This is a genomic window from Streptomyces sp. AK010 (genome assembly GCF_014207295.1).
Classification (GTDB): Bacteria; Actinomycetota; Actinomycetes; order Streptomycetales; family Streptomycetaceae; genus Streptomyces; species Streptomyces massasporeus.
This window is the reverse complement of sequence record NZ_JACHCX010000007.1, coordinates 105260-129931: the sequence shown is the minus strand read 5'-3', so window position 1 is coordinate 129931 and position 24672 is coordinate 105260. Positions and strand designations below refer to the sequence as shown.

The window sequence follows — 24672 nt, the reverse complement described above, 5'->3', positions numbered from 1 at the left end:
GCGCACCGCCGCACTCAACGGCGGTACACCGTGATCGAGTGCCCGACGTCATCGACCGGGCGGCTGCCGCCGATCAGCTGGGCCAGCCGCCCGGAGGCCTTCGCCGCCGCCGAGTCCGACACGACCAGGAGCCCCCGCACCGCCCGCACCGGCACGCGTCGGGGATCCGAGGCCTCGATGCCGTAGAAGGACGGCACCCCACTGCCCTTGTAGACGAGCCACACCCGCTCCCCCGGGTACCGGTCGCGGAGCCGGTCCGCGAGCCGCCCGAGGTCCTGCCCCCAGTCCACGTTCGAGTCGTGCAGCCACTGCCGGGTTCTGCCCGGCCCCCCGAACGCCTCGTTGGAGTAGGGCAGATAGTAGGGGTACGCCCGTGCCGAACTGACCGCGGCGAGGGCCACCAGCACGGCCACCCCCACGGACACCCACCGCCGCCGCACCAGCAGCACGCACCCCGCCGCGACCGCGAGGAACAGCGGCAGGAACACGGCGTACCGGGTTCCGAAGTCGCGCGCCCCCTGCATGGCAGCCGCCAGCAGCACCAGCGGAGCGGCCAGCACATACGGTGCGGCAGGCCGCAGCCGCCGGACCGCGACGACCGCCGTGGCGCCCGCGGTCCACAGCGCGAACATCCCCAACGGGGTTTTCACCAGCAGCGCGGCCGGCAGGTAGTACCAGAGCGACCCGTCGTAGAGCCGCCCGAACAGAAAGCCCTGCCAGGGCCGGTTCTCCAGCCCGAACTGCACGCGCATCCCGTCCCGGTAGGCGTCCGGGAAGGGCAGGAGCCGGACCAGCAGCCCCCGCAGACCGTGCACCACGGGTACGTGCTGATCCGGAGTCCAGCGCAGCAGCGGATCGACCATCAGATACGTGACCCACACGACGGCGACCGCGGCCAGGGCCACATGTCCCGCCGCGGCCAGGGCCCGGAACGGCTTGCCTCCGGACCCCTTCCACACCGACACAGCGGCCAGCGCCATCAGCACCGGCACGGCCGGCAACGTACTCATCCTCGTGGCCAACGCGGCGCCGAGGGCCATCCCCGCGAGGGGGACGTACAGCCGCGGTCTCCGGCGCGCCCGCCACACCAGCCACGCCGAGGTCAGCACGAACCCCGCGGCCGGCACATCGAGCGTCGCGAGCGAGCCGTGGGCGATGACGTCGGGGGAGAAACAGTACAGCGCGAGCGCGGCCGACCCCGCGACGGGTCCGGCCAGTTCACGGGCGAAGGCGAACACCACCAGCCCGAACGCCAGGGTCAGCGCGATCACCGGCAGACGGGCCCGGAGCATCAGCCGCCAGGGGTCGTTGCCCGACTCGTACAGCAGATGCCGGCCCAACTGCCCCTGGTCCCCGGCGAAGGCCGGGTCGAGGTGCGGATCCGCGAGGGCGACCCCGGCACCGATGACCAGCTTGCCCAGCGGCGGATGCTCGGGGTTGTGCCGCAGGCGGTGCTCGTGCACGTACTCCGCGGCCGCGCCCACGTACACCGGTTCGTCGATCGTCGGGGTCTGTCGCACGGCGGTCGTGACCATCGCGAAGGCCATCTGGGCGAGCAGGGCGGCCACCAGAAGCCGCACCGCCCACCGTCCGCCCGGCCGCCGAGCGGGTTCGGCCGGTGCCGGGGGCGAGAGCGACACGGGCCGGGGAACGGCGGGAGCCATCCAGAGGTCCCTCATGGACCCACTCTGCAACAGCCCCCGCCGTGGAAAGCGCTACCGCCGCACGAGTCGCACCGACAGACCGTCAGCCGTGTGGACGGGCACCGCCCGCAGCGTCTCGGAGTCCAGCTCCACGCGGTCGAACCGGCCGCGCAGCTGCCCGGCGGACAGGACGGGAACCGTGGTGCCCGCGACCGGCGGCCGCTCGGCGTCGAGCCGCAGCGACAGCACGCTGCCCCGCCCCAGCAGAACCCGACGGCCCACGGTGAGGGCCGGGCCGTGGTTCCGGCGCAGCGGCAGCTCCAGCGTCGACCCACCCTCCTGGACGTAGGAGCCGCGCACCCGCAGGACCTCGGCCGCGCGGAGCGTGCCGCCCGTGACCCGGACGTCGCCCTCGCCCAGGGCGTTCGGCGACGCGGCGACCATCGTGCCGGCCTCCAGGACGGTCCCGCCGCGGTAGCGGTTGTGGCCCGCCAGGGTGAGCGTGCCCGAGCCGCGCTTGGTCAGACCGCCGTCTCCCTCGATGTCGTTGCGCCAGCCGTCGGCCGCGTGGAAGCCCCCGGCCGCCGCGTCCAGCGTCACGGTGACGTCCCGGTCGAAGGCGCCGTAACCGTCCGCCGCGGCGAACAGGTTCAGCCGGCCCCACTGCTCGAAGCCGTCCAGCAGGACGTACCCGGAGGGCAGCGCGGTCGTCCGCAGCACCTCGCGACGCTGGGCCGCGCTCAGGTACGGCAGCCGCGTCTCCAGCAGCACCTCCGCGCCCTTCGGCACGATCAGCGGGTCCTTGCGCCCGCGGCGCGGCAGGACGTACGTCAACCGGGGCCCGACCGCACGGGAGTTGGCCTCGCGGTCGGCGTAGGCGTCCCCGGCGCCCGGGTGGGCGTAGTCGTAGAGGGTGTCGGCCGTGGTGCCGGTCCGCTGCGTGAAGTAGGCGAGGGCCTGGGCGCGGGCGGCTGCCTTGAGTTCGGCGTTCGCCGGGTCGGCCAGCGTCGCGGCCGTCAGGGCGGTGGCCATGATCCGGCCGCCGATGACGTCGACGGTGGAGTGCATGCCCGACATGATCCGGGTGTGGCTGAGCTCGAAGGCCCGCGTCACCAGCTCCTGGAAACGCTCCGGCACCGCGTACGCGAAGGCCAGCCCGGCCAGGTGGAAGGCGTTGGTGTGGCCGCTGGGGAAACCGCCGTCCTCCTGGGCGTTCTCGGAGCGCTGGCGCAGCAGTTGCGGGGCCACGACCACGTCCGAGTCGTAGACCGGGTAGCCGAGCGCGTCCTTCGTGCCGGTGTCGACGACCTCGCTGTCCTCGTTCATCCGCCACGGGCGCGGGTACTGGAAGGCGAACTTGCCCGGGTTGCCCGAGGCGAACGGCCCGCGCACGGTGTCGACCAGCTTCGCCACCTGGCCGAGGTCCGAGTCGTACGAGCCCGCTCCGAGCGCGGATCCGGCCGGGGCGTCGGCGGGCAGGGTGTCGTTGATCTTCCCCGGAGGCGTGCCGTCCGGGGCGGTGGTGATCGACGTGACGGCCTTGGCACCCGCCTTGTACAGGCCCTCGAGCGGACCGAGGCCGGCGATCATGGCGTAGCTCTGGTGCTGGCGGTCGTAGAGGAAGGCCTCCTTCGCCTGCGCCTCGGAGCGGGCCCGGGTGATGCGGGCGCAGTAGCGCATGTTGGCGCGCAGTACCTCGCGGTCCAGGACCCGGCCGGTGTTCCAGGCGTCGCCGGTCTTCCACATCTTCGACATGCCGCCCAGGATCCGGACGACGGCGTTGGTCTCCGGGGTGAGGTTCGCGGTGATGTTCGACTTGTAGTCGTCGACGAACGCGGCGAAGCCCGTGGCGGCCTGCGCGTCCGCGGCGCCGAGCCAGGACGCGAAGGTCGGTGCGGCGAGCAGGCCCGCCGAGGCACCGAGGGAGGTCTTGAGGAAGCCCCGCCTGCCGACGGTGGCGGGGGAGCGGTGCCCGGCTGATGACATGGGTGCGCCTCTCTGGAGTTCGCGAAGAAGGTGTCGTGGCGTTGCGCGACGGTGCGTCGGCCGTGTGGCCGGGAAGGTGGTGCGGGCTGTGCGACTTCTGGTGCCTGTGGGGGCTTCTGTGGCACCTGTTGCGTACGAGCGAAGATCTACGGCCGTGCTGTGACCCTTCGGCGAGGGGTCGGCCACCGGCCGGTGTCCGGAGGGTGAACGACGGCCCGGCTCACAGAAGCGAACGGGCCAGGGCCAGCGCGCCCTCGACCGGCGGCACCCGCAGCGGCTGCGTCCGGGCCCCGGGCAGGGACTCGGCGAGCGCGGCGGTGAACGCCTCGTACAGCGCGGGCTGGGCGAGCACCGTGCCGCCCGCCACCACCACGTCGTCCACCGCGACCCCGCGCGCGGCCAGTCGTACGACGAGCCCGGCGAGCGCCCGGCCGCCCTCGGCGATCACGGCCCGGGCGAGCGGTGAGCCCGCCTCGGCGGCGGCGAACACGGCCGGGGAGTGGCGGCCCCACTCCGCCGAGACGTCCGTGGCGGCCTCCAGCGCGGCGCCGAGCGCGGGCACCTCGGCCGCCCCGAACGCGGCGACCAGCCCGGTCGCCAGCGCGTCGGGCTCCTCGCCCCGGTCGTGCGCGGCCCAGACGGCCCGCGCGGCCTCCCGGACGAGACCGGCCGCACCGCCCTCGTCGCCGAGCACCGCGCCCCAGCCGCCGACCTGGACCGCCTCGCCGCCGGGCAGCCGGCCCACCGCGACCGAACCGGTACCGGCGACCAGACCCACCCCCTTCTCCAGCCCCGCGGCGGGAACGAGCAGCTCGGCATCGCCCACGACCAGCGCGGGCACCCCCAGCCGGTCCTGAAGGGCGGCGCGGATGCCCGCGCACTGGCGTGGCGTCTCGCAGGCGTGACCGCCCACGGCGAGAGCGGACGGTCGGGGAGAGGAAGGCAGGGCGACGGCGATCAGATCGGCCAGCCAGTCGGCGGCGGCCCGGGCATCGTGCGGGCGCCAGCCCGTACTGCCACGGACATGATCGACGACGCCCGCGCCGTCCGCGAAGGCGCGCAGATGCGTCTTGGTGCCGCCCACGTCGATACCGACCGCGTAGGGAGTGGAGTCCTGCACGGGTCCTCTTTCGTCGTTGCGTGGCACGGCGACGGCAGGCGAACCACCCGTCGTACCACGGCAGTTGAAGAGGTAGGGAAGCCCCGGGACGGGCTTCTGCCGAACACGGCAGGCGAGTACCGTGAAGTTCGTTAGGAAGTTAACTAACGAAGTAGGGTGCGCGTCAAGAGGCACGGAATTCCCGATGCCGCGCGACCCTCGCGGCCGTCCTGCCCGGCCGCCGCACGACCTGGGGAGACCATGCACCTGAGTGAGAGTGCCCGTGTGGTGTTCGACGTACTGGCCGGAGCGGGAACGGCCACCCGTCCCCAGCTGGCGGCCGGTGCGGGCCTTTCCAAGCCGACCGTCTCCACCGCCGTCGCCGAACTGGAGGCCGTGGAACTCGCCGCCCACTCCGGGCGGGCCTCCGGCGGCACCGGCCGCAGCGCCGCCGTCTACCGGCTCGGCCCGGCCGCCGGGGCCGTGCTCGCCGTGGACCTGGGCCCCGCCAGGACACGGGTGCGCGGTTGCGCCCTGGACGGGACGCTGCTCGCCGAGGGCACCGGCTCCAGGCGGGAGGCCGCCGACACCGTCCGCAAGGTCCTCGCCGGACTGCCCGCCGGAGCCCCGCTGCGGGCCGTCGTCGCCGCCGTCGGTGATGTCACCACCCGGGACGGCGAAGGCGCGCGGGAACGCCCGGCGACCGCCAAGGCCGGTCCCGTCTTCGACGCCATGGCCGTCGCACTGCCCGAGGGAGTGCCCGTCCACCTGGAGAACAACGTCAACTGCGCCGCGCTCGCCGAACTGCACGAAGGTGCCGCCGTCGGCCGCGAGACCTTCGGCTATCTGCGCATCGGCGTCGGCATCGGTCTCGCCGTCGTCATCGGCGGCCGGGTGCTGCGCGGCGCGAACGGCGCCGCCGGTGAGGTGGCCCGGCTGCCCTACCCCTGGGACGAGAGCCGCGCCCCGCACTACGAGGGCCTGGAGCAGCGCATGGGATCGCGCACGCTGCTGCGACGGGCGGCCGAGGTCTGGCAGCAGGCCGACGGCCCCCGTCCGCGCACCGCCGAGCGGCTCCTCGCCCTGGCCGGGCAAGGGCATGCCACGGCCCGGTCCGTGATCGACGCGCACGCCGCCGACGTGGGCCGGCTCGCCGCCGCCGTCGCCGCCGTGCTGGACCCCGGCCTGATCGTCCTCGGCGGCGGTACCGGCGCGGACCCGCAGCTCCTGCCCGGGGTGCGGGCCGAGCTGGCCCGGCTGAGCTGGCCCACCGAGGTGGTCAGCAGCGTGGTGGGCGACACCGGCACCGTGGCGGGCGCCGGCAGGCTCGCGGTCGCCCATGGAATTCAAACCGTGACCGGAGCTGTGCGGGCGAAGCATTGACGGCTGCGCCATCGGTCTGCCAATGTCCGGACAAGCGCTTTCTGAGTCGGCCGGGACGCCGACTCCGGGTGAGCCTCCCGCCCGTACGCGAAGTACGGGAGCCGCACGAGGGCGTGCTCGTGCGACGACGGCCGACATGGCCGGGGACCCCACCCGTCAAGGCGACGCGGCCGGGCGAGGCCGCGCCCCCGGAAAGCGGAATCTCCTGCAAAATGCACCCGTGCCGCCTCGGCTGGCGCCGTGCTTCTTCCGCTACGACGAAAAGGGATTGAAGATGACCAGTCTGGGTGTGCGGCGCTCCCGCCGTCTCGGCCGCGGCGGCATACGTCGCGTAGTTCCCCTCGCTGCCGTGGCCACGGCAGGTGCCCTTCTGCTCTCCGCCTGCGGGTCGGGGTCCGACTCGGGCGGGAACGCCAAGTCGCTGACGTTCTGGATCTCCACGGTCCCGGGTCAGGACGCGGGCTGGAAGAAGATGGTGGCGCAGTACAAGAAGGAAACCGGCGTCAAGGTCAAGCTCGTCAACATCCCCTACGACGGCTACCCGGCCAAGCTGCACAACGCCGCGCAGGCGAACTCGCTGCCCGACGTGGCGGCCGTGCCGGCGCTGGACCCGATCTGGGCGAACAAGCTGATCGACCTCAAGTCCATCGCCAACAAGAAGAGCAACAAGATCAACGCCAACTTCCTGGCCAAGGACTCGTCCGGGAAGGTGCTGTCCATCCCCTCGGACGTCACCGCCTCCGGTCTGTTCATCAACAAGACGCTGTTCGAGAAGGCCGGTGTCTCCTTCCCGGCCTCGCCCCAGAAGACCTGGACCTGGACCGACTTCATCAAGGCGGCGGACAAGGTCCGCGAGAAGACCGGCGCCAAGTACTCCCTCACGTTCGACCAGTCGCCGTCCCGGCTCCGCGCCATGGTGTACGAGATGGGCGGGAAGTACGTCCACGCGGACTCCTCCGGCACGTTCTCGGTGGACGCGCCGACCAAGAAGGCCGTGAAGTACTTCGTCGGGCTGAACGACGACAAGACCATGCCGAAGTCGGTGTGGACCAGCGGCGCCGATCCGTCGGCCATGTTCCAGAGCGGTGACGTGGTCGCCTACTGGTCCGGCGTGTGGCAGGTCCCCGCCTTCGCGGAGAGCATCAAGAAGTTCGAGTGGGCGAGCGTCCCGACCCCCGCCCAGCCGGTGCAGGCCAGTGACGTCAACAGCGGCGGCATGACGGTGGGCTTCAACAACAACGCCGCCGCGGCCGACGCCGCGACGAAGTTCCTGACCTGGCTGTACGAGCCGGCCCACTACCAGGTGCTGTGCGAGACGTCCGGCTTCCTGCCGGTCGAGAGCGGTCTGAACCCGAAGTACCCCTTCAAGTCCGAGGCGGCGCAGGCGGCGTTCAAGCTGTACAACGAGTCGATCCCGCTCTACGCCCCCATCTCCGGCTACTTCAACACCGCGCAGACGAAGTGGGTGCTGAAGGGCAAGAGCCTCCCCGAGGACCCGACCAAGACGGAACTCGGCAAGGCGATCAACGGACAGCAGTCGTCCGACAAGGCCCTGCAGAACATCGTGGACGTCTACAACCAGCAGGTCGGCGGCTGAGCGCAGGCCAGGCAGGCCCGGGCGGCGGGTCGAGACACCGCCGCCCGGCCCCGGCCCTCACGTGATGCCGGGCTCATGGCCTGAGCCCACAGGAACCCATTCCACCAGCACGGAGTCAGGAAGATGACCAAACGCGCCCCGGACGTGTCCGTGAGCCCGCCCAGGAGAGGCAGTAAGTACACCCTTGCGCCGCTCGTCCTCATCGCGGCCAACGTCGTGCTCTTCGCGCTGTTCTTCGTCTGGCCGGCGGTGATCGGGCTCGTCTACTCCTTCACGAACTACACGGGCGTAGGGGTCTTCCAGTTCGTCGGGCTGGACAACTACCAGAACCTGTTCGGGGACTCCACCTTCTACGACGCGCTGAGCCGGACGCTGCTGTACACCGTGCTCTTCGTCCCGCTGAACTTCGTGTTCTCCCTGCTCATCGCGAACGTGGTGGTGAGCAGGCACGCCAAGGGCGCCTCGGTCGCCCGCGTCATCTTCTTCATCCCGTGGCTGCTGTCGCCCATCGTGGTGGGTGTGCTGTGGCGGTGGCTGTTCGGTGAGAACTTCGGACTGGTCAACTACATCATCCACGAGCTCGGCGGGGACGCCGTTCCGTGGCAGTCGAACGCGGACCTGTCGCTGCTGGTGGTGGTCATGGCGGCGTCCTGGGCCTGGACGGGCTTCTCGATGCTGCTGTTCATCGCGGCGATCAAGAACGTACCCGTGTCGTACTACGAGGCGGCCTCGCTCGACGGCGCCGGCCCCTGGCGCCAGTTCTTCCACATCACGCTGCCGAGCATCGCGCCCACCTCGTTCATCGTCATCCTGCTCAACACGATCAACGCGATGAAGGAGTATCCGGTGTTCGTCGCCCTCAACAACGGCGGACCCGGAACGTCGAACAACCTGCTCGTCCAGTACATCTACGAGACCGGCTTCAAACGGGGCCAGATCGGCTACGCGAGCGCCGCGTCGTTCGTGCTCATGCTCATCCTGATGGCCGTCGCGATCATCCAGCTGATCGTCAACCGACGGGTGGAGAACCGATGACAACCACAGACATGCCACGCCCGGTCGACGCCGGTTCCGGACGGGCCGTCTCCAAGAAGCGTCCCCGTCGGGCAGCCACCGGTGGGCTCCGGCAGGCGGTGTCCGCGACGACACTGCTGTGGATCCTGGCCTGCCTCTACGGCCTGCCGGTGCTGTGGTTCATCCTCAGCTCCTTCAAGCCGGCCAGCGACCTGTTCTCCTATCCGCTGACACTGGTTCCGCACGACCCCACCCTGTCGGGATTCAAGGCGGCGTGGGACAGCGCCAACTTCTCCCAGTACTTCATCAACACGACCATCGTGTGCGTGATCACGACGATCCTCACGGTGGGAGTCAGCTGCTGCACCGGTTACGCGCTGGCCAAGTACGACAACAGATGGCTCAAGGTCTTCTTCGTCTGCATCCTGGCCACCACGATGCTGCCGTCCGAGGTCATGCTGGCCCCGGAGTTCCTGGTCGTCCGCGACCTCGGCCTCTACAACTCGTTCGCCGGCATCATCCTTCCGGCGGTGCTCACCGCGACCGGATGCTTCATGTTCCGTCAGTTCTTCCTGACGGTCCCCGACGAACTCGTGGAAGCCGCACGCATCGACGGCGCCCGCGAACTGTCGATCTTCCTGCGGATCATGGTGCCGCTGTCCCGGCCGATCATGCTGACCCTCGCGATCCTGTCCTTCCAGTGGCGGTGGAACGACTACATCTGGCCGCTGCTGATGCTCAACGACCCCGACAAGTTCACCGTGCAGATCGGCATCCAGAGCATCGTCGGCGCGCAGAACATCAACTGGTCGGTCCTGCTCGGCGCGTCGGTCATCTCCATGATCCCGCTGATCGCCGTCTTCCTGGTCTTCCAGCGCTATGTCATGGGCGCCGACATCAACGCCGGACTGAAGGACTGACCGTGCCCACTGTGCTCGACCACGAGTTCGTCCGCGCGGTGGCCGGCGCCGCCGACCGGCTGGCCGCCCCGCTGGTGGCCGGCCCCGACGAGGAACCCGCCGGTGTGCCCCACCGCGCACTGGCGCGCCGGGTGAAGACGCTGATCGCCGCGTACCGGTCCCCGGACTCGGTGCTGCACGGCAGCGGGCGGGCCGTCGCCGCGGCGACGACCCACCTCCGTGCGCTGCGCGCCGCGCAGACGACCACCGGCCTCTTCGCCGGCGGCGACAACGTGCAGTCACCGCCGGACTCCGGGTTCACCGTCAACGACGTGTGCGACGCGCATGTCCTTGCCGCCGCCGCGGGGCCGGAACTGCGCGGCGTCACGGACACCCTCGCCGAGATCGCCGGCGCCGCCGCCGGCAGTCTCCTGACCGGTGGGGTGCACACCCCGAACCACCGCTGGGAGCTGTCCGCGGCGCTGGCCCGGCTGCACCGCTCGTTCCCCGACGACCGGCTCCTCGACCGCGTCGGGCAGTGGCTCGCCGAGGGCGTGGACATCGACGCGGAGGGCCTGTACTCGGAACGGAGCGCCAACTACGCGGCCCACGTGTCCAATCCGTCGCTGCTGCTGCTGGCCGACGTGCTCGACCGCGCCGACCTGCGGGACGCCGTCGAACGCAACCTCGCCGCGACCTTGGACCTCATCAGGCCGGACGGCACCGTGGAGACCGTCCTGTCCCGGCGGCAGGACCAGAACCACCCGTTCCCGCTGGCGCCCTATCTGCCGCACTACCGGCTGCTCGCGATCCGCACCGGACGGGGCGACTTCAGCCGGGCGGCGCGGCTGGCGGCCTCCGGCGGCATCGACGACCCCGACCTGCTCGCCGAGACCCTGCTCACCCCCGACCTGTGCCGTCCGCTGCCGGCCCCGGCCCCGGAGACGCTGCCCCGCGACCGGTACTTTTCCACCGCGCGTCTCGCCGCACGCGCCTCGGCCACCGCGCACACGGTGGTGTACGGCGGCTCGGACGTGCCCGAGCACCGGCGCATCCGGTCGGGCCTCGCCTGCAATCCCACCTTCATGCGCCTGTTCGCCGGCGAAGCGGTCCTCGACGCGGTCCGGCTCTCCCGGGGGTTCTTCGACCTGGGCCCGTTCCGCGCCGCCGACGTGGAGCGGCCCGCCGACCACCGGTACCGGCTCACCGAACGTCTCACGGCCGCCTACTACCAGCCGCTGCCGCCGGACCTGCGGCGGGGCGACGCCGCCTACCGGATGGCGGACGAGGGACGCTTCTCGGCAGCGATGTCCTTCGCGGACCGGCCCCGGGACGAGGTCTCCCACACGACCCGTGTCGAGGTGGACCTGCGGGAGGACGGTGCCGACCTGCGGATCGACATCAGCGGACCACGGGTGCCCTGGTCCCTCGAACTGACCTTCCGGCCCGGTGGCGTGCCGGAGGGTGCCGTACCGATCGGCGACGGCCGCTGGTGCCTGACGACCGGGTCGATGACCTACCGGGTCGGTGACGACGACATCCGGGTCGAGGCCGACGTGGTGTCAGGCGAACCACTGGCCGGGCCGGACCGGAGCGACGTACTGCGGTACGACCCGGGGCAGGACTACAGCGTGGTGGGCGGCACGGACACGACGACCGGGAACCGCGTCTACATCGGCGGACTCGGCCCGCACACCCTGACCGTCGCACTGCGCGCCCGCCGGTCCGCACCGGTCGTGTGAGGTCGGCGAAGGGTCCGCGCCAAGGCGTTCACGGGGCCGACCGGCTCACCCGTCGCAGGCCGGGGCCACGACCTCCGGAGCCTGAGCGGCGAGTTCCGCGAGGGGCTCGCCGCTGAGCCGGCACACCTTCCACTCGTCCAGGAACTCCACCCCCAGCGACGTGTAGAAGTCGATCGCCGGAGTGTTCCAGGAGAGGACCCACCACTCGAAGCGGTCGTACCCGTCTCGCCGACAGGTCGCCGCGAGGGCGGCGAGCAGCGCCGTGCCGTACCCCGCGCCCCGGGCGTGCGCACGTACGTAGAGGTCCTCCAGGTGCATACCGCGCGTGCCCGTCCAGGTCGAGAAGCGCGGGAACCACAGGGCGTAGCCCATGACCTCCCCCGTGCCGTCGTCCTCGGCGATCAGCGCGAAGGCGGCGGGGTGCTCCCCGAACAGTGCCGCGCGCAGCTGCTCCTCGGTCGCCCGGGCCTGCTCCACGGCCCGTTCGTACGCGGCGAGTTCGCGGATCATCGTGCGGATCTCGGGGATGTCGTTCACGGTGGCGGATCTGATCATGGGCCGATCATGTCTCATGCCGGCACGGCGGGGAACCGGCTCGGGGGCGGTCACGGCGAGCTCCGGCGGCACAACGGCAGGCCGGCCACCCCCCACCCTCGCCGATGCGTCCCGGTCACCACCTGCCCCACTCCCGCGGCAGCACGGAGGGGGCGATCCCGTCACGCCGTGTGGATCGTTCCGGTCCCCGCGCGGGGCAGTGCCGACTGAGGAACCACCAGGTCCGCCCGCCCCCGCGTCGCCGCGACCAGGTCGGCGTTGCGCTCGTCCGAGCGCGCGACCCAGGCCACCGCCTCCTCGTGCGTCTTGCCGAACCGCTCGTGGCGGGCGACCAGGCGGCGGACGCGCTCGGGCTCGGGCAGCTCGCAGAACCACACCTCGTCGAGGAAGGGGCGGACGCGGGGCCAGGCACCGGTGGTCAGGAGCAGGTAGTTGCCCTCGGTGATGACCAGACGGGCCGTCGGCGGCACCGGAATCGCGCCGGCGAGCGGCTGCTCCAGGACGCGTTCGAAACCGGGCGCGTAGACGATGTCGTCGCCTGGCTCGTCGCACAGCCGCCGCAGCAGGGCCGCGTACCCGGCCGCGTCGAACGTGTCGGGCGCGCCCTTGCGGTCCCGGCGGCCGAGACGATCCAGTTCGGCGTCGGCGAGGTGGAAGCCGTCCATGGGGACGTGTGCGACCCAGGGGACGCCGGTGCCGTTCATCTCCCGTACCAGGTGCTCGGCGAGCGTCGACTTGCCCGCGCCGGGGCTGCCCGCGATGCCGAGGATCGCGCGCCGGCCGTCCCGGGGGAGGGCCCGGGCGCGGTGGACGAGGTCGTCGAAGGTGAGCGGCACAGAGAGAGTCTGCCACCCGGGGCGGGCGCGAACGCCGGGCGCGTCCCACCCCTCGCGTCCCCGGCGTGTGGCGTGCGCCACTCACTGGAACATCTCCGGGTGGGGAACCGGTCCTGTATGACGCAGCTCGGTCTTCCCGAAGATGGCATGCGGTGCAGCGACGGCACCCTGCGGTTCGCGCCCCGCCTGCCCGAGCGCTACAGCAGGCTCGCCTTCACCGTGGGCTTCCTCGACCGGTGCCTGCGCGTCGAACTGACCGCCGACCGGGCCACGTACACCCTGAACTCCGGCTTGCCCCTGACCATCCGCCACCACGGCACCGAGCTCACGGTGAGCGAGGACGCCCCCGTCTCCCACCCCATCCCCGACCTGCCCCACCGCCCGGCCCCGGGCCAGCCCCCGCACCGCGCCCCGAACGCCCGCTGACCCACTCGCGGGTCAGGCACTTGGCCCACTTCCGCCCCGCACGCCCACACCCCCCGGGTTAGCGTGATCGTGTTTTCGATCAACGGGGTAAGGGGCGAAACATGGCCGACGGCGCGAACGCCATCCTGGTACGACGGCGAAGACGCGAACAGGCGGCCGGGCAGCGCACCACCCGCTGGACGCGCGGCAACCGACCCTTCGCCGTCCTGGCCGCCGTCTTCACGCTCGCGCAGCTCGCCCTGGTCCGGCCCGTCCTGGGCCTGGGCTGGGACGAGATCGTCTACGTCAGCCAGGTCACCTCGCACCACCCCGCGGCGTTCTTCAGTGCCCCCCGCTCCCGCGGCGTCTCGCTGCTGGTCGCGCCCGTCGCGTCCTGGTCGCCGTCCGTCCCCCTGCTGCGCGTCTACCTCGCCCTGCTGTCGGGACTCGCCCTCTACCTGGCCCTGCGCGCCTGGCGCGGCCTGTTCCCGACCCGCGTCCTGCTCGGCGGCGGGGCCCTCTTCGCCTCCCTGTGGTTGACCCTCTTCTACGGTCCGCAGGCCATGCCCAACTACTGGGTCGCGATCGGTGCCCTGATCAGCGTCGGCTGCTTCCTGAGGACACGGGCGAAACGTTCCTCCCCGAGGACGCTGTGGGGCCTCGCGGCGGGCGGCGCGCTGATGGCCTGGATGCGTCCCACCGACGCGGTCTACGTGGCCGTGCCGCTGCTCGTCCTCGCCCTGGTGCGCCGCCGCTGGCGCCTCCTGCTCGTGCTCGCGGCGGGCCTCGCGGCGGGCGCCGTGCCCTGGGTGATCGAGGCGTACCTGAGCCACGGTGGCCTCGGGGCGCGGCTGGCGGAGGCCTCCCGGATCCAGGGCGGGCTGGGCTGGCAGATCGCCGTCGACGACCAGCTGCGCAGCCTGGGCGGACGGGCCCTGTGCCGGCCGTGCACCGGGTCGATGCCCACCCCGCTGGTCACCTTCTGGTGGTTCACCCTGCCCGTCCTGGCCGGTCTCGCGCTGGTGGTCGCGGCCCGTGCCCGGCGCCTGGAACGGACCCTGGTCCCGCTGGCCTGCGCCACCACGGCCGCGCTGCCGTACCTGTTCATGATCGGCTACGCGGCCCCGCGCTTCCTCCAGCCGGCCTACGCGCTGCTCGCGATCCCGGTCGCCGACGCCCTGTGGCGCCTGGTCAGAGGCCCGGGCGGATCATGGCGCCCGGTGGCCGCCCCGCTGGTCGCGCTCGTCCTGGCCGGGCATCTCGCGGCGCAGCTCGCCGTTCTGGACGGCGCCGTGTCGCGCAACACCGAGAGCCGCCGCGACTGGGGCCGCACCGCCGACGCCCTGCACCGGCTCGGCGTCCGCCCACCCTGCCTGCTCACCGGCCACGAGGCCATCCCGATCGGCTACTACACCGGCTGCTCCTCGGGGGCGACGTCCGGAAACAACGAGAACATCACCGTGGCCGGGGTCCTGCGCACCGCGGACCGCCTCCCGGTCGCCCACCTCGCGCCGGCCGGCGGCACCCCGCCCCGCTACGCACGCTCCTGGCCCGCCCACCGGATCTCGGACCTGGACGTCCGTGTCGCGCCGGGGCCCTGACGCGGCGCGGCGCGTTTCCCGTCCGTCCGGCTCAGGTAGGAGTCGGTCGACGGCCACGACCGAGGGGGGAACGGCATGGCGGTGAGCGAGCACGAGGGCAGGCTGGGGGAGGAGTTCTCCACACCGGGCTCCTCGTCCTTCGCGGAGTTTCAGCCGCGCGATGGTCGAGCAGCGTCACACCCGGCCGGACGGACCGAACGCCGAGGTCTGACACCGGACGGCTCCCCGTCGCCCGGCGGAGTTTTCGGTTCCATGGACAAGACCTGTCACGGGCTTTACTGCACATCCCTTGCAGGTGCCGCAGGATGGCACGAGGCTGTTCACCGCAGCCGTCCGTCCGACAGAAGGACCTTCCCCCCGATGACGGCCGCCCCTGAGTCCGCTCCGCGCCTCCCCGCCCCGGCCCCCGCCCAGCGCACGGCCGGGCACCGCGTCCGCACCTCCATGACGCGGCGGGAGTGGACCAGGGTCGGGGGGATGGCGGCCTTCATCCTGGCCCTGCACGTGATCGGCTGGTTCACCCTCGTCGCGATCGTCGCCCCGCAGCACCACGCCATCGGCACTCAGACCTTCGGCGTCGGCATCGGCGTCACCGCCTACACGCTGGGTATGCGGCACGCCTTCGACGCCGACCACATCGCCGCCATCGACAACACCACCCGCAAGCTGATGGGGGAGGGGCAGCGTCCGCTGTCGGTCGGCTTCTGGTTCTCCCTCGGCCACTCCAGCGTCGTCTTCGTCCTGGCGTTCCTGCTCACCCTCGGCGTGAAGACCCTGGCCGGGCCGGTCCGCGACGACGGCTCCTCACTGCACGACGTCACCGGCCTGATCGGCACGACCGTCTCCGGGACGTTCCTCTACCTCATCGCGGGCGTCAACCTCGTCATCCTGGCCGGTATCTGGAAGGTGTTCCGCGCGATGCGCTCCGGCCGCTACGACGAGGCCGCCCTGGAGGAGCAGCTGAACAACCGCGGCCTGATGAACCGTCTGCTGGGCCGTGTCATGAGGTCGGTGTCCAGGCCCTGGCACATGTACCCGCTGGGCCTGCTGTTCGGCCTCGGCTTCGACACCGCCACCGAGATCGCCCTGCTGGTCCTGGCCGGCTCCGGCGCCGCCTCCGGACTGCCCTGGTACGCGGTCCTGTGCCTGCCCGTCCTGTTCGCCGCGGGCATGTGTCTCCTGGACACCGTCGACGGCTCGTTCATGAACTTCGCCTACGGCTGGGCCTTCTCCAAGCCGGTGCGCAAGGTCTACTACAACCTCACCATCACCGGCCTGTCCGTCGCCGTGGCCCTCCTCATCGGCACGGCCGAACTCCTCGGCCTCCTCGCCGGACGGCTCGGCCTGCACGGCCCCTTCTGGGACCGGATCTCCGGCCTGGACCTCAACATCCTCGGCTACGCGGTGGTCGCCCTGTTCTTCGCCACCTGGGTGGTGGCGCTGGTGGTGTGGAGGGTCGGACGCATCGAGGAGAAGTGGTCGGGGGACCTGGCCGGGCCGGGGCGCGGCGTCATTCCATGACGGCCATGGCATAGGCGAGCGCCAGGATCACCGCAAGGCCGACGGCGGCCACCGCGAGCACGACCGCACCGAACAGGCACGTCACCACGGACATCCCCGTCCAGGCGACCCGGCGCGCGTTCGGCCTCCCGGACCGCGTCGCCGTCCTCGTACCAGCCGTCATCAGCCATGACACCCCTCTTGGCGGGGAGACTACAGCCAGGCGCTCAGGCCCCCGGCCGCAGCTCCTTGCGCCACTTGGTGATCTGCTTCTCCGCATCGCCCGTGTACGACCACGGCGTGCGCGTCGCGCGGGACCCCAGCATGCCCAGCAGGATGCCCGCGATGTCCCTGGCACCCGCCGTGCAGGCCGCGTGGGCCAGGTAGTTGAAGTCGCGGAGTTCGGCGGGCGCGATCCCGGTCTCCGTCCGGCCCATGACCCAGCGCTGCCAGGTCCGCCGCAGGTCGCTCGCCGCACCGTCGTGGTTCCAGTGCTGCGACAGGCCCACGGCGGAGTGCCTGCCCTGTGCCGCGTCCAGGGCGAAGCGGTACTCCTCGACCCGGGCGTACTGCACCAGCACCGGCAGCGGACAGCCGGGCGGTGCCACCCCGGCCGCGTCCCGGGCGAAGTCGTACATCAGGCCGTGCGTGCCGTGCCAGCGCGCCGAGTAGTAGTGCAGCACTTGCAGGTGCCCCTCGACGCTGTACGGGTCGCGCCCGTGCAACTCGTCCCACCAGCGCCCCAGTTCCTGGCGCCGGACCCCCGAGGGGTACAGCCGCGCCACCGAGATCAGCGACACCCAGGGCGTCGGATCCTCCGGGTGCGCCTCCGCCGCCGTCAGACAGGCCAGCACCGCGGCGTCCACGCGGTGCTGGTCGATCGGCACGCCCCGGCCGGCCGCGATGGCCACGTTGAAGGTGCGGGCCGTCTCCGTCGCCGCCCGCAGCACCAGCGCGTCGGCGTTGTGGGCGTCCGCGGAGAGCCAGGACTCCACCGTCGAACTGCCCGCGCACACCTGCGCGAGCTGCCGTATCCGGTGGCCTCGGGACGCCCAGTCGCGGCCGGTGGCGCCCAGCAGGTCCCGCAGTCCCTGCCAGCGGCCGATCACGACGTCCTGGCGGGCGGAGGTGAGGTCGGCGTCCCCGCAGTCGGGGTCGAAGTCGGGGGTGAAACCACGTCTGAGACTGCCTCGCGCCATCGGGGTCCTCCTCAGAAGTCGGTGGAGAGACCCTCGTGGACGCGGGCGTGGCCGTCCTGTTCGCCGGGCACGTAGTCCGTCTCGACCGCGCGCGAGGCGTCCAGTTTCGCGGGCCGGTAGTAGTCGCTGCCCTGCCTCCAGTACCAGAGCATCGGGATCAGCCCGACCGCCAGCCCGCCGATGCCGATCGAGATCGCGGCGCTGCTCAGCTCGCCCAGCGACTCCACGAACACCCAGAACATGAACAGGGCGCCGCACAGCGGCCACAGGCCTCCGAAGAGGAAGTTGGCCGGACTCTTCAGCAGCATCTTCCGGTAGGCGACGACCACCGCGAGCCCCGCGAGACCGTAGTAGACCGCGATCTGCAGGCCGATCGCCGAGATGGCGTCGGAGAGGATGTCGCCCACCGAACCCAGGGCGTTGGAGGCGATGAACATCACCAGCGCCACCGACCCGACCACCACGATCGCCACCCAGGGCGTGTTCCACCGGCGGTGCACCCGGCCCAGGGCCGACGGCATCGTACGGTCCCGGCCCATCGCGAACAGCGAGCGCGTGACCTGGATCAGCGTCGTCTCCAGCGTGGCGATGGTGGACAGCATCACGGCCACGATCAGCAGCTTGCCGCCCCAGCCCGGCCAGACCTCCTCGCCGAGCACCGCCAGCACGTTCGCGTCGTTCTCCTCGATCTGCTTCGAGGACAGGATCACGTTCACCGCGATGGTGAACACCTCGAACAGCAGGAAGACGATGCCCACTCCGATCAGTCCCGCGAGTCCCGTCGTACGACGGCTGTTGCGGGTCTCCTCGCTGAGGTTGCTGGTGACGTCCCAGCCCCAGTAGTAGAACGCGGCGATGAGCGCGCCCGAGGCGAAACCGGCCATGCCGTCGAAGTGGGAGAAGCCGAGCCAGGACCAGTCGAAGGCGCGGGCGTTGTCCGTGTGGAAGAAGGCGAGCACCGCGAACAGCGCCAGGATGACGAGCTCGACACCGGACATGATCAGCTGGGCCCGCACCGTGAGCCGGGCGCCGCCCAGCACCACGCACAGCATGATGACGAACCAGGCCGCGCCGACCACCGTGGACAGCGCGGTGTTGTCGGCGAGGCTGTCGTCGAAGAGCGCGAGCGTCATCGACCCCGCGGGCAGCGAACCGGCCACCATGAAGATCGTCGCCGAGATCACCAGCGCCCAGCCGCTGATGAAGCCCAGGAACGGGTGGAGCGTGCGCCCCACCCACGAGTAGCTGGCGCCCGCGTTGACGTCGATCCGGCCGAGGTAGCTGAACGCCAGCGCGATGCCCAGCATGGGTATCGCGCAGTACAGCAGGGCGGCCGGACTGGCCAGCCCCACCGCGCCCACCAGGACGGCGGTGGTCGCGGCCAGCGAATACGCCGGTGCGCTGCCGGCGACCGCCATCACCACGGTGTCGAACGTGCTGAGGACATTGGCCTGCAGCCCTCTGCCCCTGCTGTAGCTCATGGATGCGCCGCTTTCACTTGTGCACGACCGGGGGCGGGCAGGCCGTCCCGGAGGTGTTGGGGGTGGGGGGTGGAGCTCGCCGCCGGACGGAGGAGGGTGGTCTCCGGCCCGGTGACGATGAAAATGGGGTGGTGGATACCGTGCTGCCGCCGCGTCGGCAGCCGGTCACACCGTGGGTGCGAGTGATGATAGCCCCACTCCTTGATCTTTCAAGATTGACCGGTGGGTAACGTACGGCCCGGCCCCAGGGTCTTGACTCCCGTTGGTCCGCGAGACGCTCGGTGTGCCGACCCGGCCGGGGATCGTCCGCCGAGGTTAGAGACCGCGTAACGGGAAACGCGAAACGCACAGTACGACGAACGAGTCGAAGCAGCGCGACAGGGAGGCAGGAGTGATGGGCACGGAACCGATGCGCCCCGAACCGATGGCGGACGATGCGTACCAGCCCACCGGGACCAACGAGGAGCAGGCGGACGCCGCGCCGCTGGATCTGCAGGACGCCGTCGACGAGCGGACGTACGACGACACTCTCGACGAGGGCTACTCCCCGCCGGAGAAGCCCCTCGGCGTCACCAAGCGCGGCACCACCGCCGCGGAGCAGCACGAGGGCGAGACCCTCGACGAACGGCTGGCCCAGGAGGTCCCCGACGTGGCCGCGGAGCCGGGCGGGGACGGCGTGGGGGACACCCCGGACAGCGACGGCGAACCGGTGGACCCCGAGGCGGGCACCGCCCGCGCCGGCCGTCTGGTCGCCCCGGACGAGGGCGCGCACGCCGACACCACGAAGGAGACCGTCGCGTCCGATGTCGGCATCGACGGCGGAGCGGCCGGCGCGGAGGAGGCCGCCGTGCACGTGGTGGAGGACGAGACGGCCCTGCCCGAGGACGACGGCAGGGTGTGACCCGCCCGCCGGGCAGGCAGAGGGCCGCCGGCCCGGCCCCGGACGCGACGGCGCCGGGCCGGTGGCCTTCCGTGTGCAGAGGGGGTGCGGCTAGGGCAGCAGCTTCTCCAGGGCGGTGGGTCCCTCCGCCGCCAGCTTGCGCTTGGCCCACTCGAGGTTGTGCGGGGTGAGGTCCTTACCCGAGGCGAGGACGAGATCCTCCGGCGACACGTCGGTGCCGGTGCGGGCGTGGAGCAGGCGGTCCGGGGTGGCGCGGTCCTCGGGCGGCCGGGATGCGGCGGGCTCTGACGTCGACATGTTCTCTGCTCCTAGGGTCCGGATCGCTGGTGCGGCCCCGGTGCTGAAAAACGGGTCCGATATCACCATTCCCCGCGGGAGCGCGGCGTGCATCCGGAGAGCGCGAAGGCGGCCCCGCCGGACCCCGCGCACCCCGTTCGGACGCTCACCGATGTCGCGTCGGCTCACCCCGGTGACGGTGGAGACACGTGTCCCTGCGGCTGACAGGAGGCTACCCATGCGCACACGTGTGACTGCCGCGGCCGGTCTGGCCTGCGCCGCCCTGCTGGCCTTCGCCGTACGGCGAGCGCGGACGACGGCACCATCGGTGTCGCCACCGACCGTCCCGGCGTCCTCTCCGGCGACGTCATCCAGATCCCGGTCGACTTCAACGCCTACGTCTGCGGCAACTCGATCAACGTGACCGGGCTGCTCAACCCGGCGTTCGGCAACGAGGGCACGATCAAGGACTGACGTCCCGGTCGCACGCCCCAGCCGGCGGCGGCCCGCGCACATCGCGGCGTGCCGCCGGCCGCTGTTGTCAGTGCCCCTCCTGCGGACGCGGCGCGAGCACCAGCATCGTGACGTCGTCCTGCACGTCGGGACAGTGCCGGACGAGGTCGGTCCACACCCGTTCGGCCAGCGCGACCGGGTCGTCGGCGGTGAGGCCCGGCAGCCGTTCGGCCAGGGGGTAGAAGACTCCGCCCGCGTCCCTGGCCTCGGTGACCCCGTCGGAGGCGAGGAAGAGCCGGTCACCCGCCCTCAGCGGCACCGAGACGACCCGGGGCGGGGCGGCTCCGGCGAGGCCGAGACCGAGCGGCGTGCACGGCTCGATGTCCAGCTCGACGGCCCTGCCGTCACGCAGCAGCAGCGGTCCGGCCTGCCCGCACGCCACGATCCGCACGACCCGGGCGTCGGCGGAGAAGTCGAGCAGCACCGCCGTCGCGAACAGCTCGGCGTGCGGGTCGTCCGCCGAGTCCACCGCCAGCCTCCGGTCGAGCCGGGCCGCCACCGCCTCCGGGTCGGGCTGGTCCAGCACCGCCTCCCGGAACGCGCCCAGCAGCGAGGCGACCGTGGCCACGGCCGACAGCCCGTGCCCCTGCACATCGCCCATCACCGCCCGTACGCCGTAGGGGCCCGCCCGTACGTCGAAGAAGTCGCCGCCGACCAGCGTCCCGCGCTGCGCGGCCCGGTACAGCCCCGCACACCGCACCGGCCCGACCCGCTCGGGCAGCAGCGGCACGACGGCCCGCTGCGCGACCTCGGCGACGGTGCGCTCGGTGACCAGCTGCGCGTCCCGCCGGGAGCGGACGTACGACAGCAGCACGCTCAGCACCGACACGAAGCACACGGTCAGCAGGTCGGTACTGCCCGGATCGTTGAGGCTGAAGACCGGCACGGTCAGCACGACCACCACCAGCGCGCCGAGCACCGCCGTCGCCACCGGGCCGTGCGCCAGCACGGCCAGGGGCGGGATGGCGCCCAGCAGGAAGCCGATGTCGAGCGGCTGTGGGCTGACCAGCTCCGCAAGACAGACGCCCGCCAGCAGCGCCGACGGCAGCACCCGGGCCCAGAGGGGCGGCGGTGCGCCGCGCAGCCAGCCGCGCCGGTACGGGTCCCGGCGCGCCAGCCGGCCGCGCACGCTGCTCACACCACCACGCTGCTACGCCCGACCGCCCGCCGCACTCCGGGCCCGCCCCGCCGCGGGGCCCTCGGACGCGGCGGGAAGGGCGTCGGCGTCAGCCTGATGCCCGGCGGGAGCCGTGCCCGAAAACCGGTGGACGGTGTGTCGGAAGATCCCGTAGCGTGTGGCGCGCCACGCCCCGACCAGCGGAAGGAGGGCAGAGCCGTGCCGTTCACACCGATCCCGCCCTCCCTGCCCGTTGTCCCGGCGTGCCTCGACTGACCGACCGGGAGCGCTCCGAGCAGTACGCGTCCCGGAGGACATCCCATGACCGATGTGGTCATCCGCGCGCTCGACCCGAGCGACGCCGAACTCTTCGACACCCTGCCCGACCCGCTGGGCGCCCGTGAGGGCCACCGAGCCACCCGGCACCGCCCCGAGTGGAAGCGGGTGGCCCTGCGCGACGGCCGTGTCGTCGCCCGCGGTGCCTGGTGGGGCGGCCCCGACGACACCGAGCCCGTCAGCCTCAACTGGTTCGACGTGGCCGAGGGCGAGGAGGAAGCGGGCGCCGCACTCCTGCGCTCCGCCCCCTGGCAGGTCGAACTGGAGCTGAACCTGCCCGCGAACTGGCGCGACGACCCGGCCCTGCGCAGCGCCGCGGAAACCTGCGTCACGGCCGCCGGGAAGGCCGGTTACGATCTCCTGGCCGAACGTTTCCTGTACCGCTGGACCCTCGAACACGGCCTGCCCGAGCGGCCCGGGCGCCTGGAGTTCCGCGCCGAACCGGACGACGCCGTGTTCTTCGACGCGCTGCGCCGCATCCACTCCGTCACCCTGGACGCCCACGCGCTCAAGGCCATCGAGCAGGGCGGCACCGACCAGGCGGCCCAGGAGGAACTCGACTTCTTCCACTGGTGCCCGTCGCCGCGCGAGTGGTGGCAGGTCGCCTGCACGACGCAGGGCGACCTGGCCGGCATCCACATCCCGGCCCACAACCCCTCGGGCCCCTGCATCGGCTTCATCGGTGTCCTGCCGGAACACCGCGGACACGGCTACGCCTACGACCTGCTGGCCGAGTGCACCCACTTCCTCGTCGAGCGGGGAGCGGAGTTCGTCGCCGCGGCCACGGACCGGGGCAACGTCCCCATGGCGGCGAACTTCGCCAAGGCCGGCTACCCGGTGGTCAAGGAGCGGATCAACTTCGACCCGGCGTCGGCGTAGGAACCGGGCCGCCCGCGAACTCGCCCCGGCCGAACGGAAACGCAGGCCGGGGCCGTCGCGTCGCCCTCAGTCGTTCAGCTGCTCCTGGGCCGCCGTGAGGATCTCCGTCACCCTCAGGCCGAACGCCGCGTCGCAGGCGTGCGGGCGGCCGGTGCGGGCGGCGGCGAGCAGTGCGTCCGCCGCCCGCCTCAGCGCGGGCACCGCTCCGTCGGAGCTGTCCGGCAGCGTCGCGACCCCGGCCTCTCCCCGCAGTTCCACGGCGGCACCGGCCGCGGCGGGCGGTGCCGTCAGGCTCAGGGTGAGCGTGCTCGACGCGCCACCGGTGTGGTCGAGGACGACATGCGCCGTGTCGCCGGGGCCGTACGCCGCTGCCGTCACACGCCGGACGTCGCCGAGGACCGGCAGCAGGACGGACAGGGCGTGCGGGCCGACGTCCCACAGGGCGCCCTTCTCCCGCCGCCACGGCGTCGCGAAGGGGCTCTCGCTGGTGAACACCGCCCCGAGCCATTCGGCCCGCCCCGTGAACCAGCCCGGCACCGCCGCCTGTTCGGCGATCCACGCCGCCGGTTCGGGCTGGAAGCGGGCCGTGAAGAACACGACCGAGGCGACACCGGCCTCCGCAGCGGCCTCGACCACGGCCCGCCCCTGCGCCGGCGTCGGCGCCAGGGGCTTGTCGAGCAGCAGATGGCACCCGGCGCGGGCCGCCCGGGCGGCAAGGGAGGCCTGCACCTCGGGCGGCAGCGCCACCGCGACGGCGTCCACGTCGGCGAACAGCTCGTCGGCGTCGTCGTAGGCGCGGACGCCGTGCCGCTCCGCCAGTTCCTTGGCGGCCTCGGGGCGACGGCCCCACACCCCCGCGAAGTCCAGCTCCTCATGCCCGCTCAACGCGGGTGCGTGGGCCAGCTGCGCCCAGGGTCCGGTGCCGAGCAGTCCTATGCGCATGCCGCCGCCTCTCCACGCTGTCGGGACGACGAGCGTGCCACACGGAAACGGCGGTCCGGCAACAAGGGGCGGGCAACAGACAAGGCAAGGAGTGTTCTCCTCGCCTGTCTCAAGTCATAGCCCGCGGGGGGTCTTGCGGCAAGGCCCCCCGGCTCCCGCGGAATGTCCGGCCTGGGCCCAGGACCTGCGGATACGGGAGCATGACGTGACACCTGCGACCACGAGCGCGTTCGACCTTCCCGACCGCCTCGCGCACAAGGCCGCCCCGGCGTCGATCGCCGGGGACGAACGGCACTTCGCCGCCATCGCCGACTGCCTGGAGCAGTCGATGGCCGAACCAACTACCGGACGCCCGCCGAGATCATGACGGAGGCCGAGCCGGTCATCCGGGCCGCGCTGCCGGACGCCAACGTGCCGACGTCCGTCCGCAGCAGCGGCGTCCCCGTCCGCCACGGGTCCGCCGCGGAGCTGACGTCGGTCCTGGACATCTGGCTGGCCGGACACTCCGAGGGGATCGCCTGTGTGGTCGGCGATCCCGCGTTCCGCCCGGCCTCGCCCCGCGTCCGGTCGCTCACCCCGGAGCTGTCCAAGGGGCTGGAGTTCGACCCGGTCGTGCTCGTCGACCCGGAGAACTTCGGCCAGGGTGCCGACGGTCTCGAAGGCGCCGTCGACCACTGCGTGGCGATGACCCGGGCCACGCAGGAGCTCGTGATCCTCACGAGCTCCTGACGCTCCGGCCCGACGGCGTTCCCAGGAGGCCGGCTCCCG

21 protein-coding genes and 1 pseudogene are annotated in these 24672 nt (G+C 72.1%); 12 read left to right on the top strand and 10 right to left on the bottom strand.

All coding sequences use genetic code 11. The features are described from left to right. Window positions 1-14: 14 nt before the first annotated feature. The 3 genes from HDC93_RS15805 to HDC93_RS15795 form a co-directional block, all read right to left on the bottom strand. Window positions 15-1679: a glycosyltransferase family 39 protein gene (locus HDC93_RS15805; protein WP_260419588.1), complete on the bottom strand. Its 1665-nt coding sequence runs from the start codon at window positions 1677-1679 to the stop codon at window positions 15-17. A gap of 36 nt (window positions 1680-1715) precedes the next feature. Continuing rightward, the gene (locus HDC93_RS15800) at window positions 1716-3629 is read right to left on the bottom strand and encodes a phosphatase PAP2 family protein (RefSeq protein ID WP_185011267.1); all 1914 of its coding nucleotides are present in this window, start codon (window positions 3627-3629) and stop codon (window positions 1716-1718) included. 220 nt (window positions 3630-3849) lie between these two features. Then, the gene (locus HDC93_RS15795; RefSeq protein ID WP_185011266.1) at window positions 3850-4749 is read right to left on the bottom strand and encodes a BadF/BadG/BcrA/BcrD ATPase family protein; all 900 of its coding nucleotides are present in this window, start codon (window positions 4747-4749) and stop codon (window positions 3850-3852) included. Between the two features lie 240 nt (window positions 4750-4989). On the opposite strand from HDC93_RS15795, the gene HDC93_RS15790 reads away from it, so the two are divergent. The 5 genes from HDC93_RS15790 to HDC93_RS15770 all read left to right on the top strand — a co-directional run bounded on the left by HDC93_RS15790 (window position 4990) and on the right by HDC93_RS15770 (window position 11363). Continuing rightward, window positions 4990-6111, top strand: coding sequence for an ROK family protein (locus HDC93_RS15790; protein WP_185011265.1), 1122 nt, complete (start codon window positions 4990-4992; stop codon window positions 6109-6111). A 274-nt stretch (window positions 6112-6385) separates the two neighbouring features. After that, a complete protein-coding gene (locus HDC93_RS15785) occupies window positions 6386-7708 on the top strand; it encodes an ABC transporter substrate-binding protein (RefSeq protein WP_185011264.1) in 1323 nt (440 codons plus the stop codon). Window positions 7709-7831: 123 nt separating this feature from the next. Beyond that, window positions 7832-8743 carry a carbohydrate ABC transporter permease gene (locus HDC93_RS15780; protein WP_185011262.1) on the top strand — a complete coding sequence of 304 codons (912 nt, stop codon included), beginning with the start codon at window positions 7832-7834 and terminating at the stop codon, window positions 8741-8743. Further along, a complete protein-coding gene (locus HDC93_RS15775) occupies window positions 8740-9642 on the top strand; it encodes a carbohydrate ABC transporter permease (protein WP_185011260.1) in 903 nt (300 codons plus the stop codon). The genes HDC93_RS15780 and HDC93_RS15775 overlap by 4 nt, the downstream gene beginning before the upstream one ends. Before the next feature lie 2 nt (window positions 9643-9644). Further along, window positions 9645-11363, top strand: coding sequence for a hypothetical protein (locus HDC93_RS15770; RefSeq protein ID WP_185011258.1), 1719 nt, complete (start codon window positions 9645-9647; stop codon window positions 11361-11363). Between the two features lie 45 nt (window positions 11364-11408). Here HDC93_RS15770 and HDC93_RS15765 read toward each other — a convergent pair whose 3' ends face one another. Both HDC93_RS15765 and HDC93_RS15760 read right to left on the bottom strand, forming a co-directional pair. Further along, window positions 11409-11918, bottom strand: coding sequence for a GNAT family N-acetyltransferase (locus HDC93_RS15765; RefSeq protein ID WP_185011256.1), 510 nt, complete (start codon window positions 11916-11918; stop codon window positions 11409-11411). 161 nt (window positions 11919-12079) lie between these two features. Beyond that, complete coding sequence (locus tag HDC93_RS15760) at window positions 12080-12754, bottom strand: nucleoside/nucleotide kinase family protein (RefSeq protein ID WP_185011254.1); 675 nt, start codon at window positions 12752-12754, stop codon at window positions 12080-12082. A gap of 117 nt (window positions 12755-12871) precedes the next feature. Here HDC93_RS15760 and HDC93_RS15755 point away from each other — a divergent pair, with 117 nt between their 5' ends. From HDC93_RS15755 to HDC93_RS15745, 3 genes are all read left to right on the top strand, one after another. Continuing rightward, window positions 12872-13180, top strand: coding sequence for a glycosyl hydrolase family 65 protein (locus HDC93_RS15755; RefSeq protein ID WP_185011252.1), 309 nt, complete (start codon window positions 12872-12874; stop codon window positions 13178-13180). 101 nt (window positions 13181-13281) lie between these two features. Further along, window positions 13282-14760: a hypothetical protein gene (locus HDC93_RS15750; RefSeq protein ID WP_185011250.1), complete on the top strand. Its 1479-nt coding sequence runs from the start codon at window positions 13282-13284 to the stop codon at window positions 14758-14760. Between the two features lie 360 nt (window positions 14761-15120). Continuing rightward, a complete protein-coding gene (locus tag HDC93_RS15745; RefSeq protein WP_185011248.1) occupies window positions 15121-16281 on the top strand; it encodes a HoxN/HupN/NixA family nickel/cobalt transporter in 1161 nt (386 codons plus the stop codon). A 206-nt stretch (window positions 16282-16487) separates the two neighbouring features. On the opposite strand, the gene HDC93_RS15740 is transcribed toward HDC93_RS15745, so the two are convergent. Further along, window positions 16488-17459 carry a hypothetical protein gene (locus tag HDC93_RS15740; RefSeq protein WP_185011246.1) on the bottom strand — a complete coding sequence of 324 codons (972 nt, stop codon included), beginning with the start codon at window positions 17457-17459 and terminating at the stop codon, window positions 16488-16490. Between the two features lie 11 nt (window positions 17460-17470). Further along, on the bottom strand, window positions 17471-18940 hold the full coding sequence (locus HDC93_RS15735) for an APC family permease (protein ID WP_185011244.1): 1470 nt from the start codon (window positions 18938-18940) through the stop codon (window positions 17471-17473). A gap of 409 nt (window positions 18941-19349) precedes the next feature. On the opposite strand from HDC93_RS15735, the gene HDC93_RS15730 reads away from it, so the two are divergent. Beyond that, window positions 19350-19841, top strand: a complete 492-nt coding sequence (locus HDC93_RS15730) for a DUF5709 domain-containing protein (RefSeq protein ID WP_185011683.1) — start codon at window positions 19350-19352, stop codon at window positions 19839-19841. A 90-nt stretch (window positions 19842-19931) separates the two neighbouring features. Here the strand turns inward: HDC93_RS15730 and HDC93_RS15725 are convergent, their stop codons facing one another. After that, complete coding sequence (locus tag HDC93_RS15725; protein ID WP_031110000.1) at window positions 19932-20138, bottom strand: hypothetical protein; 207 nt, start codon at window positions 20136-20138, stop codon at window positions 19932-19934. 252 nt (window positions 20139-20390) lie between these two features. Here HDC93_RS15725 and HDC93_RS15720 point away from each other — a divergent pair, with 252 nt between their 5' ends. Further along, window positions 20391-20591: a chaplin gene (locus tag HDC93_RS15720; RefSeq protein WP_185011681.1), complete on the top strand. Its 201-nt coding sequence runs from the start codon at window positions 20391-20393 to the stop codon at window positions 20589-20591. Between the two features lie 67 nt (window positions 20592-20658). Here HDC93_RS15720 and HDC93_RS15715 read toward each other — a convergent pair whose 3' ends face one another. Further along, window positions 20659-21768 carry a PP2C family protein-serine/threonine phosphatase gene (locus HDC93_RS15715; RefSeq protein ID WP_185011243.1) on the bottom strand — a complete coding sequence of 370 codons (1110 nt, stop codon included), beginning with the start codon at window positions 21766-21768 and terminating at the stop codon, window positions 20659-20661. A 300-nt stretch (window positions 21769-22068) separates the two neighbouring features. Between HDC93_RS15715 and HDC93_RS15710 the strand changes: the two genes are divergently transcribed. Then, complete coding sequence (locus HDC93_RS15710; RefSeq protein ID WP_185011242.1) at window positions 22069-22962, top strand: GNAT family N-acetyltransferase; 894 nt, start codon at window positions 22069-22071, stop codon at window positions 22960-22962. Between the two features lie 66 nt (window positions 22963-23028). On the opposite strand, the gene HDC93_RS15705 is transcribed toward HDC93_RS15710, so the two are convergent. After that, complete coding sequence (locus tag HDC93_RS15705; RefSeq protein WP_185011241.1) at window positions 23029-23904, bottom strand: Gfo/Idh/MocA family protein; 876 nt, start codon at window positions 23902-23904, stop codon at window positions 23029-23031. A 249-nt stretch (window positions 23905-24153) separates the two neighbouring features. Between HDC93_RS15705 and HDC93_RS15695 the strand changes: the two are divergent. Further along, a pseudogene (locus HDC93_RS15695) lies at window positions 24154-24633 on the top strand (AAA family ATPase); the annotation flags it as partial. Window positions 24634-24672 lie beyond the last annotated feature (39 nt).

Excerpts from the sequence above, each read along its gene's own strand:
- HDC93_RS15805 (WP_260419588.1), bottom strand. The coding sequence starts at position 1,679 with ATGAGGGACCTCTGGATGGCTCCCGCCGTTCCCCGGCCCGTGTCGCTC.
- HDC93_RS15800 (WP_185011267.1), bottom strand. The coding sequence starts at position 3,629 with ATGTCATCAGCCGGGCACCGCTCCCCCGCCACCGTCGGCAGGCGGGGC.
- HDC93_RS15790 (WP_185011265.1), top strand. The coding sequence starts at position 4,990 with ATGCACCTGAGTGAGAGTGCCCGTGTGGTGTTCGACGTACTGGCCGGA.
- HDC93_RS15785 (WP_185011264.1), top strand. The coding sequence starts at position 6,386 with ATGACCAGTCTGGGTGTGCGGCGCTCCCGCCGTCTCGGCCGCGGCGGC.
- HDC93_RS15780 (WP_185011262.1), top strand. The coding sequence starts at position 7,832 with ATGACCAAACGCGCCCCGGACGTGTCCGTGAGCCCGCCCAGGAGAGGC.
- HDC93_RS15775 (WP_185011260.1), top strand. The coding sequence starts at position 8,740 with ATGACAACCACAGACATGCCACGCCCGGTCGACGCCGGTTCCGGACGG.
- HDC93_RS15765 (WP_185011256.1), bottom strand. The coding sequence starts at position 11,918 with ATGATCAGATCCGCCACCGTGAACGACATCCCCGAGATCCGCACGATG.
- HDC93_RS15755 (WP_185011252.1), top strand. The coding sequence starts at position 12,872 with ATGACGCAGCTCGGTCTTCCCGAAGATGGCATGCGGTGCAGCGACGGC.
- HDC93_RS15750 (WP_185011250.1), top strand. The coding sequence starts at position 13,282 with ATGGCCGACGGCGCGAACGCCATCCTGGTACGACGGCGAAGACGCGAA.
- HDC93_RS15745 (WP_185011248.1), top strand. The coding sequence starts at position 15,121 with ATGACGGCCGCCCCTGAGTCCGCTCCGCGCCTCCCCGCCCCGGCCCCC.
- HDC93_RS15740 (WP_185011246.1), bottom strand. The coding sequence starts at position 17,459 with ATGGCGCGAGGCAGTCTCAGACGTGGTTTCACCCCCGACTTCGACCCC.
- HDC93_RS15735 (WP_185011244.1), bottom strand. The coding sequence starts at position 18,940 with ATGAGCTACAGCAGGGGCAGAGGGCTGCAGGCCAATGTCCTCAGCACG.
- HDC93_RS15730 (WP_185011683.1), top strand. The coding sequence starts at position 19,350 with ATGCGCCCCGAACCGATGGCGGACGATGCGTACCAGCCCACCGGGACC.
- HDC93_RS15725 (WP_031110000.1), bottom strand. The coding sequence starts at position 20,138 with ATGTCGACGTCAGAGCCCGCCGCATCCCGGCCGCCCGAGGACCGCGCC.
- HDC93_RS15710 (WP_185011242.1), top strand. The coding sequence starts at position 22,069 with ATGACCGATGTGGTCATCCGCGCGCTCGACCCGAGCGACGCCGAACTC.
- HDC93_RS15705 (WP_185011241.1), bottom strand. The coding sequence starts at position 23,904 with ATGCGCATAGGACTGCTCGGCACCGGACCCTGGGCGCAGCTGGCCCAC.